The sequence below is a fragment of the Paenibacillus suaedae genome, assembly GCF_032337355.1.
Classification (GTDB): Bacteria; Bacillota; Bacilli; order Paenibacillales; family Paenibacillaceae; genus Paenibacillus_B; species Paenibacillus_B suaedae.
The window spans coordinates 335,475-350,025 of the sequence record NZ_JAVYAA010000005.1 but is presented as its reverse complement, the minus strand read 5'-3'; the positions used below and the strand labels follow the sequence as shown (position 1 = coordinate 350,025).

Sequence of the window (14,551 nt, the reverse complement as noted above, 5' to 3'; positions counted from 1 at the left end):
GATAAAGGAGGTGATGCCCAAAATTAAGGACTAGAACGAACTGATGATGCGTTGATGAATCAAGGCTGAATCGAGCAGAGGAGTTAAGTTTAGACAATTTAGTAAGCGCTTGCATACGGAGGTGACGGATTATCGGTAAATTTACGTGAGCCTGTTGAGAGAGGGAGGTATCGATTGCGAATGATGGAAAATCGAAGAGTGCGTGCGGCAGTTTTTTTGTATAGATGCATGTAATCAATAGTAGACATAAGGAAGGGGATCATCAAGCACCATATGGAACACTTTATAAAGGAAGGGAATGAAAGGGGGACGGGTTTGCGCCTAACTATTAAGATTTGGATAAGATTGGGGTGAACATGACCAGATTGCAACGGACTATGCTAACGTTGATTACCAAGTAGAAGTAGCGAAGGAGGGACATTGATATTGATGTTGCGGGTCATGCTGGCGGATCAAGATGTTATTGAGCGCAGGCAAGCCGTGCAGATGGTGGAAGAGGGAGGATATACAGTCATTGGACAAGCAGGGAGCCAGCCGGAAGCGTGGGAACAGGTTGAGAAATTATGGCCTGAAGTCATAATAGCGGATACGTCAGGAAACGGGGTAGACGGTCTGACTCTTGCTAGAGGGTTATCTGAGAGGGAGCATCCGATCGTGGTGGTGCTCACAGGACGTTCGTCGGATCACCAGCTCTTGCTTCAAGCGATGCGATATGGCGCCATTGCGTTCTTGCCGAAGCCTTGGAAGCGTGATGAGGTTAGTGATGCGCTCAGAAGAGCCAGCAAGCTGGCAGGATATTATCGTGTATATCACACCCAATATGGGCACATCTATCGGTTCTTCCACCAACTCGGAAGCCTCACAGCTGTCGACATGCTGCAGGAGCAGCAACAACTGGTACAGGGTTTAATGCGAAATGCTCGTACCGCAGATGAGGCCGGATTCCAATGTTTACGGGAACTGGATGCCCAGTGGCGGTGCTTGTTCCGCAAGCATGAAATCACTTACTTGGATCTGCTGCCAGAGCGGGAAGCGGATATTGGTCCCCATTTTCAGCGTATGGCTGAGCATTGGGCGGCTCGTACGAATATGTTGCGGAGGAACAATGCAAGACTGCTTATCCAGCGGGCGGGCGATTATATACACGCTCATTATCATGAGGAACTGTCGCTGTCTGAATTAAGTGAACGATATGGGATGAGTATCTCTTATTTCAGTGCTCAATTCAAGCGCGGATATGGCTATTCCTTCGTTGATTATGTGAATCTGGTTCGTATACAGAAGTCGAAGGAACTTCTATTGAACCCACATCTCAAAGTGTATGAGGTTGCAAATGCTGCTGGATATACGACGCTGCAGTATTTTAATCGAGTATTTAAGCAGATCGTGAATATGACGCCGCTTGAGTATCGGAAGCAGTTCGGTATCTAGAAATCTTTATATTCCGTAAAGAGTAGAATCGGCGAAGAAATGATAAATGTGTTTCATTACTTTGCAGAGACAGCCGACTATACTAGGTCATGTTATAGAGAGGACAAGGCCTCTCGAACATTTCGATGGTAGGAGGAACGCATTACGTATGAAACAAATCCGACAACGGTTGGCGGTTGTTCTATCACTGTGTATGATCTGGTCCACGATTGCATCGACAGGGACTAGTATGGCAATGGCGTCAAGTGCTGCTCCAGGAAGCTTCGCCAAAGTTACGGATGAGCGCAAGATGGAACTTGCACCAGGAGCGAATTATATTTGGAACAATATGGAGCTCCCACAAGGGCAAGAGAAGGTTCATTACGTGGAATTCGATCCGAAGAATCCCTCCTTGGATTTGCAGCCTGGAATGACGGACGGAAAAGTGTACGGTATGACGGGTGTGACGAAGATGGCCGATAATGCCGACAAGGCGGGTAATCGGGTCATCGCAGCCATTAACGGCGACTTCTATGATATGACGACAGGCGTGCCTCTTGGATTATTCATGGGTGACGGCGAAATATTAGTGAGTCCGCCGCCTAAATGGGATTGGTATGCTTATGGATTGAAGAAGGATGGAACGTCCATATATGGACTGAGTCCTGAGTTGAAGCGTACCCTCCACATTGGCGGAAAAGACTATGAAATATCGGAAATTAATCGGATGCGGGAAAATGCCGACAAGCTGTCCTTATTTACATCCGCATTCCATACTTCGACCAAAACAAATGATATAGGCGACGAAGTTATCCTCGATGTGTTGTCGGGAGAAGTGAAGAGTGGCAGCACTTTAAAACTCAAGGTCGCGGAAATACGCAAAGACAAAGGGGACTCGCCGCTTGCCCCGGGCAAGGTTGTGTTGTCTGCTTCTGGAACAGAGAACCGCAAAATCCTCAGTCAGCTGAAGGTAGGGGATGAAATCTCCGCAAGCTTCGAGCTGGAGGATGAGTGGAAAGACGTTAAAATGGCAGTCGGCGGTGTGTTCATGCTGGTCAAGGACGGCGTGGCACAAGAGCATACAGATAAGGCGCTCTATCCACGAGTAGCAATCGGAACGAAGGCTGACGGTTCCATTATTATGATGGTGATCGACGGTCGTGCACCTGGATTTAGCGAAGGTGTATCCTATGATGACTTCGGCAAGGTGCTGAAGGACATGGGTGTCGTCAATGCGCTATGCCTAGATGGTGGCGGCTCGTCCACGTTCGTAGCGAAGCTGCCGGGTGAACTAACTCGCAAGGTGCTAAATCGTCCATCTGACGGCAGTGAGCGCAAGACGGCAAACGGATTGCTGCTCGTAAATAAGGCACCAGAGCAAGGTACTGCATCGAAGCTGTTCGTACAGCCGAATATGGAGCGAGTGCTCGTTGGTTCAACGTTCAAATTCGCAGCAGCTGGGGTAGATGCAAATGGACATCCTGCTCCCTATGCAGGTGCATTGCAGTGGACAGTTGATCCTTCGCTTGGAGTGATAGAAGGGGATGGCAAGTTCACGGCTGGTACTGCTGCAGGGATCGCAAATGTGGAAGCAGCAACAGGTAACGTGAGGGGGCAAGGTCAAGTCGAGGTTGTGAAGGATTTGACAGACCTCATACTGCCTGACAAGGTAAAGGCTTTCTCTTCTGGCGAACAAGTAAGCATGCAGGTCACGGCTGTTCGAGATGGGCAAGTCGTAGTCTCTGATAATCGCCAGTTTGAGTGGAAGGTCGAGGGCCCGATTGGTTCTATTGATGCTAACGGTTTATTTACCGCGACGTCGGAAACGGATAAGAACGGCAGGATTATCGTCAAGTACGGTAATGTCGAGGCATCAATGGATGTAAATATAGGGCTGAAGCCCGTCGTGTTGGAAGACTTCGAGAATGGTCTGGATCGTTACTTTGTAGAAAGTGGTGCAAGATACAAGTTCGTGGAGCTCAGCGAGACGACGGATGAGGAATATGTTCGATTCGGCAGCAAAGCAGCAAAGCTGAAGTATGACTTCACGGATACAGTGGGGATATCAGGCGCATACATCAATACAAAAGGTAAGGATCAATATATTGATATTCCTGGCTATCCGGAAAAAATCAGCGTATGGGTGTATGGTGACGGTCAAAAGCACTGGTTGCGCGGCCAGCTGCGAGACGGCAATGGGGCTGCAGTAGATATTGATTATACGGATGAGAAGACGGGTCTTGATTTCAAAGGATGGAAATATATCGAGGCAGCGGTTCCAAAGGGAAGGCCTCTTCCGCTTCAAATTTCCATGCCGATTCGATATATGGAGACGAAAAATACAAACAAGAACGATGGGACTCTCTATATCGATCAAATCCGAGCGCTGTATGGCCCGAACACGGATGACATGGATCCTCCAGTGCTAAAGGACTTCTCTCCAGTTGACGGCAGCACGATTCATACCTCGACTCCAAGAATTCATGTGTACGGGGAAGATTTCGGATATGATCCGATTAAGCATCCGGGAACAACATTAATTGATCCTGATAAGGTACGCATGTATGTGGACGGACAGCTGGTGCAGCATGGATTTTATCCACCTAAGGGCGAAATTCACTACACACCAAGTGTACCTTTGGCAGACGGGGTTCATGTCGTGATGGTCAAAATTCGTGACCTAAACGGGAATCGAGCAGAGAAAGAATGGATGTTCACAGTCGATACTGGGGCATCGAGGCTGGTATATACGGGAGCAGACAATGCATATGCAGGCAATGTTTATAAGGTAGAGGTCAAAGGATATAAGCCTTCCAATATTAAACGTGCTGAAGTCGGATTTAAGGTTGACCCGAATTTGATAGAAAAAATAGAAGTAGTTGCAGGCGATAAACTTGCTCCCGCTAATATCGAGCATCATATTGCCCCGGATGGGAAAGTGAACCTGAAGCTGTCTGATGTGAATCAGTTGAACTTGAAGGATGACGAAGCGCTTGCACGGATTGAATATCACCTGAAATCGGATGTGTCGGGCACATTTAAGGTTGAATTTCAATCCGGAAGCATTGCATTGGCAGATAAGGGAAATACCGATTTTAGCTTCTTCGGTCTGCCTATGCACGCAGCTATTCAGTATCATTTACGCTTGAATTGGAATGCAGACGGTGTAGCTGAGGGGCAAGACACTGTGCTTGGGGTTGTAGATGAGGTTGGTGCTCCGGTGCAGGGAGCGCGTATCGTGACACGTGATGGAATAGAGTTAGGTGTAACGGGCGCTGACGGCAAGCTTACCACGAATAAACTGACGGGGACGGTACGCGAATACGAGCTGCAAGCGAACGAGGGAGTACGCTTCAGTCCGGTTGTGAAGTTCAAGGTATCTCCACTAGCGGGCAGCGAATTGCCTTACAACATCAGTGTGTCGATGGGAGAGGATCCTGCAACCTCTCGCGGATTTACATGGCATTCGAAGATTAACGTGGATGCTTCAATAGTAGAGCTCGTGAAGAAGAAAGACTTCGTCGATTTTAACAATGCGAATGTCATTCGTGTGAACGGTACGAGCAATATGTTCCATACGTGGGATATCGGTACGGTTCGTGTACACAAGGCAGTTGTGCAAGGACTTGAGCCGGGAACGGATTATGTATACCGTGTTGGCAACGGCAGCGATAAGGTGAGTGAGCAGGGCGCATTCAAGACGGCTGAGCTGGACGGTACACGTACAAAATTCCTCTTCTTCGGCGATTCCCAATCCGAAGATGAGGCAGGGTTCAAACTATGGAGCAATATTGTGCGAAAAGCAGTGACCGATCAACCTGATTATGACTTTATCCTTCAGGCTGGCGATATGGTAGAGAACGGATTTAAAGAGGCCGAGTGGAATATGTGGTTCAAGGCCGTACAGGATACGTTCTTGAAGACGACAGTTGTATCGGTGGTCGGCAACCACGAGGTAACGGGAACTCGGAAAAATGATGATTTCCTTGCCCATTTCAACAATCCTCAGAATGGAATAGACAGCTTAAAGGGCAGCAATTATTCATTTGATTATCATAACGCTCATATTGCAGTGCTGAATAGTGAGTACGACTTCGAGGAGCAGAAGGAATGGCTGCGCCGTGACTTGGCTGCAACGGATAAAACGTGGAAAATCGTCACGTTCCATCGTGGTCCATATGGCAGCAAGAATAATGAGAAGCGGATTCGCGAAGCTTGGACATCCGCATTTGATGAACTGAATGTGGACGTAGCCTTGAATGGCCATGATCATGTTTACCTGCGTACGTATCCACTCCGCGGCGGCAAGCCCGTCGGGGAGGGAGAGGGTACAACCTACATCATTGCAGGCTCTTCTGGGCCGAAGTTCTATGAGGTTGTTGCACAAGACTGGCAGTACAAAATAGACGGAACGAAGGCGCAAATTTATGTAGCCGTTGAGGTTGTTGGCAACGAGATGAAGTTCCTCGTGAAGAATATCAATGATGTAGTCATTGATGAGTTCTCGATTCGGAAGCTGGAGCGTAAGCCTCCTACTTCGGTAGTGCTTGATCAGCCGAGTGTAAACTTGGCTGTGAACGAAAGCGTTAAGCTGAATGCAAAGGTTCTGCCAGACCAAGCGTATGATCGTTCTGTTACGTGGTCGGTCTATGGATCGTCAGAGGATGGCGTTGCGGCGGTAAGCGCAGATGGAGTGGTAACCGGACTTAAGCTGGGGACTGCAATCGTACGGGCGACGAGCGTCGTAGAATCGGTGTATGCAGATAGTCTTATTACGGTCGATCGCTTGCCAGAGGTTCGCATTGACGAAGTTCGAATTGACCGTAACGAAGGAACGTTGAAAGTCGGAGATACGTTGCAATTGAATGCAACGGTATTGCCGGACAACGCAAGCAATAAATCTGTTGTATGGTCTGTGTATGGTTCTTCTTCAGAAGGAGTCGCAAATGTATCGCTGAATGGACTTGTGAAGGCATTGAAGCCGGGCACAACTGTCATTCGGGCGATGAGTGCGGCAGATGCAACGAAGTATGCAGACTTTCAACTGAAGGTAGAACTAGAAGATAAGCCAAATATTCCGGATCCGTCAACGGACAATTCGAGTTCGAACGGTTCCAAAGAAGAGAACAAGCGTCCAGAGCCGCCGAAGCCAGATCCAGGAGCAGCGAAGCTGGAGAATGGCAAGATTGTGGTACAAGCGAAGCGGGATGCAGGTAGTACAACAGCGAAGGCAGTCATCCCTGCTGAGGTATTGGGGGAAGCTGCTGACAGCTTGAAGCCGGACTCGAATGGTGTGAAGAAGGTTCGGATTGAAGTGTCGGCAGACAAAGAGGCTCAGAATATTCTTGTATCCATGCCAACATCAGCATTGACGGATACAGCGTTGAGGCAGCAATTTGAGATCGTTACACCTCATGCAGGTGTGACGCTTCCTTCGAATGTGGCGAATGGGAAAACTCCTCAAGGAGCTAAGACGATTGATGTTGCCATCGTTCAACCAGATCAAAGTGCATGGGGAACAGAGTTGCTTAGACGTACTGCAAATCGTCCGGCCGTTCAGTTGGAACTGCGCGTAGATGGAAAAGCGCTGAAGGACATTGCAGTCGGAGCAGCTATGCAGGTAGCGATTCCGTATCAGCCAAGCACAGATGAGTTGACTCGTCCACATGCAATCGTTGTATGGGGTGTAGATGAGCAAGGACGCCCTGCTATCATTCCAAATGCAAAGTATGATGCAAAGACAGGAACGGTACAATTTGCAGTGAAGCAGCTTGGTACGTATGCAGTTGGCTTCTCTGCGGTAACGTTCCATGACATCAATAAGCTGGAATGGGCGAAAACAGCTATTGAGTCATTAGCTGCCAGAGGAATCATTCAGGGTCTTGGAGCGGATCGCTTTGCTCCGAATACGCAAGTTACACGTGCAGACTTCATCGTCCTGCTGACACGCGTGTTGAATCTGCAATCTGTGCAGTCGATGAGCGGATTTGAGGATGTTCCTGCGAATGCCTATTACGCAGATGCTGTTGCTGCTGCGAAAGAGCATGGAGTTGTGCAGGGTAGGGACGCACGGACATTTGGCCCGAACGATAAGATTACACGGCAGGAAATGTTCACGATTACGGCGCGTGCACTTGTGCAATTCAGCAAGTTGAGCTCGACAGGGGATGCAAATGCGCTTCAGGCGTTTACAGATTACCGTGAAATTCAGGATTATGCGAAGGAAAGCTTGGCAAGTCTGCTTCGTGAGGGATTGATCCAAGGCAACGGACAGAAGCTTGTTCCGCAGGGACATGCTACGAGAGCAGAGGCTGCTGTCTTCTTGGAGCGAATCATGAACCGTGTATCAGAATAAGACATAACCTAACACGGTAGCACAAATAAAGGGGCTGGATATCCAGCCCCTTTTGCATGTCAATTTTGTAAAAAAATAATGGTTGCTAGGTTACAGTTGGCCCGACAAGAACACGATGAAGCAGAATGCCGACATCACGGATGCGTAGGTGACGGAGTATTGTGTTCTCTTCTTATTGTTGTCGAGCAGGTTGAACAGAAACAGGAAGCTGAGTACGGGAATAAGCAGGTAAGCCATGTACAGAATGATCGTCGCCATTCTTAACACCTCCAAGTAGTAGTTGTTGATAAATACCATGTAAATATTTGCATAGACGTATTCTATCATGCTTTTACGCGTTTGGGTATAAAAGTTTTTATTTTTTTGTGAAAGAAGAGCAAAGCTTTTCAATTTGCATATTGACCAAAGTGGTCAATACAATTATGATAATAATTACCAAATACTCGAAGTAAACAACTAAAGGGTGACAGTCGCGATGAATTCGAAGTTTATGACCCTATCTACAGAAAAGCAGGATCGAATCATAAACGCATCCATGAAGGAATTTGTACGAAAAGGATATGAGCATGCATCGACCAATGAGATGGTGAAAGGGGCTGGGATATCGAAAGGCTTATTGTTCCATTATTTCAATAACAAGCAGGAGCTGTTTCTCTCTTTGTATGATTATGGGGTTGAGAAGGTTATGAGCCTTTTTTACGGTAGAATCGATCTAGAGGAGAAGGATTTCTTTATTCGATTTAGGCAGGTTCAACAGGTGAGATGGGAGCTGCTTATGCAGTATCCGGAGCTGTTCGAATTTCTAAACGCCGCATATATCGAGACGGCAAGCGACATTAGGCCGCACATCGAGCAGCGAAATAAGGGACTGACGCAGGAAGCGTTCGGCAAAGTGCTTGCAGGGTTCGATCGTTCTAAGTTCAAGGAAGGCTTGGATATCGACAAAGCAATTAATATCATCGTCTGGACGTTCCATGGATTTCTAAAGGATAAGATGAAACGTGCAAATGCAATGCAGATAAACTCTGATGACTATGTGCATATGGTGAAGGAAGCGGACGAATATATCGACATGTTTAGACAGAGCTTTTACAAATAAGGGAGAAAGCGATATTTCTCGAATAACGATTATCATCAATCGCCATCATGAGGTTCAATCAGCATCCGTATGTATTCGGGGAAAGCATATGGGAGGAGCAGCTGCTCATGGGAAAAATGGTTGTGCATTTCGAGGAATTAACGCCAGCATTGCAAGCAGATGCCGGAGGCAAAGGAAGCATGCTGGCTTGGATGTATCAGCATAAATATCCTGTGCCGGAGGGTATCGTCGTACTGACGTCGGCTTTTCAGGATGGGGAGCTACATGTACAGGCTTGGTCAGCCGTGCAAGTCTATGTGAAGCGTATGCGCAGCCACCATGGGGAGGTGGCATTCGCGGTAAGATCTTCGGCGCTTAGCGAAGATTCTGCGCAAGCATCTTATGCAGGGGAGTTCGAGACGGTACTAAACGTAACGACGGATGAGCAAATCCGAGAGGCAATTAGGAGGGTATATGACTCCAAAAGCTCTGAACGGGTGGAGGCTTATAGTGCCGTAAAAGGAATGGAGCAGGCGCATGAAATCGCGGTCGTCATTCAAATCATGGTTCGTTCCGAGCTATCGGGTGTCCTTTTCACTGCTGATCCGATTACAGGCAGCTATGCAGCTATGGTAGGCAATTATGTGCATGGATTGGGAGAACAGCTCGTATCGGGTGAGGCGAATGCTTTGTCATTTGTGCTCCAAAGACCAAAGGGAAGGTACGAAGGCCCAGATGAGTGTAAGCGGCATGCATCCAAGCTGTATCGATTAGCGTCTAAGCTGGAAGAAGAACTGGGAAGTCCACAGGATATCGAGTGGGCTGTAGCAGAAGGTAAACTATATATTCTCCAGACGAGACCGATCACTACGCTAGTGCTGGGGAATCTGGATACGTATGAATGGAATGAAACGAACTCCGGCGATTTTCTATGGACGAATACGAATATCGGTGAAGCCACTCCAGACGTCATGACGCCGCTGACATGATCCGTATTAAGAGCTCTTGATGAGGAATCGAATATGATATCGGGCTTCCGCATTATGTCGGGCAATATATGTGGGAGGGCATATACAAATATAAGTTTGCCAGTGTCTATATTTCCGGCATTGGGAATACCGCTAGACATCAGTCTGGATAAATTGTCCCAAACACTTGGCAAGATTCCAGAGGGAATGGAATTTCCCGTATACCCTTATTCTCGTTGGCATGTGTTTACAAAAATAACTCCGTCTATTTTTCGTTTTGCGAAGAAGGTCAAGACTACGCTTGAGGATATCGAGCAGTACCTCGCCGACAATCCCGATTGGTGTGCGAGGATGACAAAGCGTATTCAGGCAACAAGTTCGTGTGAGGAACTGTGTAGCATATGGAGTGATGAGCTGTGGCCTTATACATGCAGGTCATGGTGGGGCTTAATAGCAGGCGGACGGAAATTCGGGGATGCGAGTTATAAGCTGAATAAGGAACTTACTAAGCTCTCTGGTACGGAGACTGCGAATGCGTTAATGTCGAATTTGCGAGGAAAGTCCGGATTGGCCAGCCTTGGGCCGGTTATCGGCATATCACAGGTGCTCCAGGGGACGATGAGTCGAGAAGAATACTTGAAGCAATACGGCCATCGCGGCCCGCATGAATTTGAACTATCTCTTCCTCACCCGGGAGAGGATTCGAAGTGGCTAGAGATTCAAATCGAAGAATATGAGAGATCGGACACGAATGTGGAGCAGCTTCTGAACCGTCAGCGGTCGCAATATGAAGCTGCTTGGGAACGGTTTGAGCAGAAATATCCGCAAAAAGCGAAGCACATAAAGAAGCAGATTGCCAAGGCTTCGGAGTATGCTCATCTAAGAGAGGAGACGCGATCCGAATTTGTGCGGGTGTACCGCGTTATTCGTGCATTTGCGTTGCGGGCGGGAGAGATTAGCGGGGCGAGGAGCGACGTGTTCTTTCTGTATATGGAAGAAGTGCAGAGGTTGCTTGCGGGGGATGGCGCAGGTATGAAGCATGTTGCTGCCCGTAAGGAGACATACGAGAAATACTTGGCGCTGCCGCCGCTGCCTACGTTGATTCGTGGGCGGTTCGATCCGTTTCAGTGGGCGAACAATCCAGAGCGAAGAGTCGATGTCTTCGATGCATCCATGCCTCCAGTTGTGGAAGAAGGGAATGGGCTCACGGGTTTTGCGGGCGCTTCAGGCAGAGTAGAGGGAACTGTCCGGGTTCTGAACCGACCTGAGGAAGGCAACCACCTGCAATCGGGCGAGATTCTAGTGGCATCTACGACAAATGTTGGCTGGACGCCATTGTTCCCAAGAGCGGCTGCCATTATTACGGATGTCGGAGCACCTCTCTCTCACGCGGCTATCGTGGCACGGGAATTGGGTATCCCCGCTGTCGTAGGTTGTGGCAATGCAACAACGAGATTGAAGACAGGGGATCGGGTCATCGTGGATGGGGGCCATGGCATCGTTCAAATTTTGAAGGGGTAGTGGACGTTGCGATCAAGCAGCGAGAGTACCAACATGGACGAAGGAAGCAGATGTCGGGTACACTAGAAGCATAATGGCTGTATTAAGGGAGAGCGTGCGCTGCTCTCCTTTTCTATATTACGATCAAGATCAGGAAACGGGGTAAACGACAACAATGAACATTCAATTGGTATGCGTAGGGAAACTGAAGGAGAAATACTTGGTGCAGGGCATTGCGGAGTACAGCAAGCGGCTGGCACCGTATGTAAAATTCCAAGTGTCCGAGGTACCGGACGAGCAGGCACCAGAGAAAATGAGTGATGCCGAACTGGAGCAGGTTAAGGATCGTGAGGGCGAGCGTATTCTTGGTCATATTAAGCCGGATGCCCATGTCGTGGCGCTGGCGATTGATGGTCAGCTCTGGTCGAGCGAGGACTTGGCCTCGCAGCTCGATCGATTGGCGACATACGGGACAAGCAATGTAGCCTTTGTGATCGGCGGTTCCAACGGGCTATCCGATGCGGTTCTCCGTCGAGCCAATTCGAAGCTGTCCTTCGGCCGTATGACGCTGCCGCACCAGTTGATGCGCTTGGTACTCGTGGAGCAAATTTACCGTGCCGTGAAGATTAATCGAGGGGAACCGTATCATAAGTAGGGCGGAGAATGATATTGTGGTTAGGAATGGAGAAGTGAAGCAGTTGTAAGTACAGACAGAGTGTATTCATAATTAATTTTATATGGTAATATTGCCCTAAAAGACGACACCGTTCTATGACGGATGTCGTTTTGTAGTTTATAAGAGTATGTCGAATTAAGTCATATTTTGAAATTATAGAGGGAAGGATGCGGATGGGACTATGTATTTCAGAGAGACCCCCTGCTTTATTGAAGGAAACAATAAGCTTCGTAAGCCTCAAATTGAGGCTTATTTAAGAATTCAATCTCATTTTGCATTGAGCCCACAAGAAGAGGCTTTAGTGGTACTTCCAACCGGGACAGGAAAAAGTGGATTAATCGCTATCGCTCCTTTTGGTATATGTGAGGGAAGGGTGCTAATCATTACACCGGGGCACGTAACAAAGAAAAGTATTGCCAAGACTATAGAAGCCCTAGACGAAAATTTCTGGATTAATACAAATGTGTTATTCGATATACAAGATAATCCTGTTCTTATCTCCTTTGAGAATGAAGTGTTTGATAGCGAGTTAAATAACGCCAATATCATCTATACCAATGTTCAACGTTTAAATTCTAGTAATGGTTTATTGAGCCGAGTTCAAAGGGACCATTTTGATATGATAATAATTGATGAAGCACACCATGCACCTGCCGATTCGTGGCAGAGAGCATTAAATTACTTTTCAAACGCGAAGGTACTGCATGTAACTGGGACACCATATCGAGGAGATGGGGTTGCTGTTCCTGGAAAAAAAGTACATGAAACAAAGTTATCTGAAGTAATGGAGAGCAGGTACGTTAAATGGCTTAGAAACAAAACCATAGAGTCAGAGAAAATAACTTTTTACCTAGAAGACGGAACGATACTCTCCCTTGAAGAGGCTAAAGATTTAAAAGATGAGGCATGGGTGCAGAAATCCGTTGCTATGTCTGATGCATGTTCTTTGGAGATAATAAGAAAAAGCATTGAAGAGTTAAATCAACTTCGAAAAGTATCTCCTCAAGTGCCACATAAAATCATGGCTTCTGCGTGTAGTATAAAGCATGCAGAAAAATTAGAGCAGTTGTTCAGATCGGAAGGCATGAATGCCGTGTTAATTCATAGTAAAATGCCGCGCGATGAGCAAGATATTAAGTTCCAAGAAATCGAACAGCATAAATATAATGTAGTAGTTAACGTAGATATGATGGGTGAAGGGTACGATCATAAATATTTGACAGTTGCCGCATTGTTCCGTCCATATAAAAGCCTAAATAGGTTTGCACAGGTAATTGGACGAGTATTAAGAGCGATTCCTGATAATGAGATTACGCGATATGAAGTTGATAATAATGCAATAGTAATTTACCATGATGAACTAGGATTAGATGAACTTTGGGAGTTCTTCAAAAGGGAAGTTGAGGATATTGGCCGATATAAAAAGGTTCGTGAAATTGAATTTGGTGACGACGAATATGAAAAGCGGGAAGTTTTCTATGGGCAAGCTGTAATACATGGGGAGTCTACTGAGCAGATTGACTCCTACAGTGGACTTATTGACTTTCACAGTGAATTTGAAAAAGCGAGAATCTTAATTCTAGAGGAAACCGAAGTTAAAAGACAAGAGTTAAAAGCCATTGGTATGGATGATGAACTTATTGAGGAAACATTGGAGAAGATGGCTCGAAAGAAAATTAGAGCTAAAACTGATGAATTTAATCATATCTATAATGAAAAGAGACCCCTTGAACGAAGAAAAATGATAAGAAGAATACTAACTGAAAAAATTCAGTTAGTGGCGGTTGATCTGCTTGAAGAGTTTAACATCGAACCAAAGGCAAACACGCTCTATCCGAAGTTCAAACGTTTACTACCGCAGTTTACGAAGCCGACAACAAATAATGATGGCGTACTGGTCATCTTTATGAATACAAAAATTAAAATCAAATTTGCAGGAAGAGACGTAATGGAAATTGAAGATTTAATAAGTGCACAAGAGTATCTGGAGGATATTTTACGACCAGAACTGGAGAGGATATTACATGGGATTTCTTGATGTTCTAAAAATGAAAGTGGAAGAGCTGGTGTATTTTGAGCTGGATAAAGGGGTAACCCCAATTGAGTTGGCTTCAAGCATTTACGAAGAAGACTATACAGAGGTAAAGATAAAAAGACAATTTGGAAATATTCATTGTAGTGTACAATTTTTTGACGCAGGTTTTTTTAATGATAGGAAAGTCAAGCATGAGTATCGTTACATTTATGACTGTAATAATTATCTTCAAGAAATTCATCATGTTTTAAATAAAAAGAATAGTCTCCTCTGGTCACGAGCCGATGAACGGGCAAAATTACTTAATACGATATTTGAAATTGCAAGTTATACGGATAAAGCCCAATTGGTTAATTTCCCAATAGAGGGACTGCCTGAAGGAGTTAGAACTCATTTGAGAAGCATACTGTAAATTAAAGAGATAGCCCGGTTTCGGGCTATTTTATTTTCCCCTCGTACTTAATTGATTAATTGTAATGTAATTATATTAGTGCAGGAAAATTTTATTTTTGGATGAAAGATACCTATT

The 14,551-nt window shown here is 46.3% G+C and carries 9 protein-coding genes; 8 read left to right on the top strand and 1 reads right to left on the bottom strand.

Annotated elements, in window-relative coordinates; genetic code table 11:
- Positions 1 to 429: 429 nt before the first annotated feature.
- Both RQP50_RS21035 and RQP50_RS21030 read left to right on the top strand, forming a co-directional pair.
- Positions 430 to 1,431 (top strand): helix-turn-helix domain-containing protein, encoded by a 1,002-nt coding sequence (locus RQP50_RS21035; protein ID WP_072730939.1) that lies wholly within the window; start codon positions 430 to 432, stop codon positions 1,429 to 1,431.
- A 148-nt stretch (positions 1,432 to 1,579) separates the two neighbouring features.
- Positions 1,580 to 7,765, top strand: a complete 6,186-nt coding sequence (locus tag RQP50_RS21030) for a phosphodiester glycosidase family protein (RefSeq protein WP_315746642.1) — start codon at positions 1,580 to 1,582, stop codon at positions 7,763 to 7,765.
- A 90-nt stretch (positions 7,766 to 7,855) separates the two neighbouring features.
- Here the strand turns inward: RQP50_RS21030 and RQP50_RS21025 are convergent, their stop codons facing one another.
- Positions 7,856 to 8,023 carry a hypothetical protein gene (locus RQP50_RS21025; protein ID WP_155987339.1) on the bottom strand — a complete coding sequence of 56 codons (168 nt, stop codon included), beginning with the start codon at positions 8,021 to 8,023 and terminating at the stop codon, positions 7,856 to 7,858.
- 217 nt (positions 8,024 to 8,240) lie between these two features.
- Between RQP50_RS21025 and RQP50_RS21020 the strand changes: the two genes are divergently transcribed.
- From RQP50_RS21020 to RQP50_RS20995, 6 genes are all read left to right on the top strand, one after another.
- Positions 8,241 to 8,864, top strand: a complete 624-nt coding sequence (locus RQP50_RS21020) for a TetR/AcrR family transcriptional regulator (protein ID WP_251482000.1) — start codon at positions 8,241 to 8,243, stop codon at positions 8,862 to 8,864.
- 107 nt (positions 8,865 to 8,971) lie between these two features.
- The gene (locus RQP50_RS21015; protein WP_315746640.1) at positions 8,972 to 9,832 is read left to right on the top strand and encodes a PEP/pyruvate-binding domain-containing protein; all 861 of its coding nucleotides are present in this window, start codon (positions 8,972 to 8,974) and stop codon (positions 9,830 to 9,832) included.
- Positions 9,833 to 9,865: 33 nt separating this feature from the next.
- Positions 9,866 to 11,332 (top strand): PEP-utilizing enzyme, encoded by a 1,467-nt coding sequence (locus tag RQP50_RS21010; RefSeq protein WP_315746639.1) that lies wholly within the window; start codon positions 9,866 to 9,868, stop codon positions 11,330 to 11,332.
- Positions 11,333 to 11,486: 154 nt separating this feature from the next.
- Positions 11,487 to 11,966, top strand: a complete 480-nt coding sequence (gene rlmH / locus RQP50_RS21005) for a 23S rRNA (pseudouridine(1915)-N(3))-methyltransferase RlmH (RefSeq protein WP_072730943.1) — start codon at positions 11,487 to 11,489, stop codon at positions 11,964 to 11,966.
- Between the two features lie 202 nt (positions 11,967 to 12,168).
- The gene (locus RQP50_RS21000) at positions 12,169 to 14,025 is read left to right on the top strand and encodes a DEAD/DEAH box helicase (protein WP_315746637.1); all 1,857 of its coding nucleotides are present in this window, start codon (positions 12,169 to 12,171) and stop codon (positions 14,023 to 14,025) included.
- Entirely contained in the window at positions 14,012 to 14,434 is a 423-nt protein-coding gene (locus RQP50_RS20995; protein ID WP_315746636.1) for a hypothetical protein, read from the top strand. The genes RQP50_RS21000 and RQP50_RS20995 overlap by 14 nt, the downstream gene beginning before the upstream one ends.
- The last annotated feature ends 117 nt before the right edge of the window (positions 14,435 to 14,551 follow it).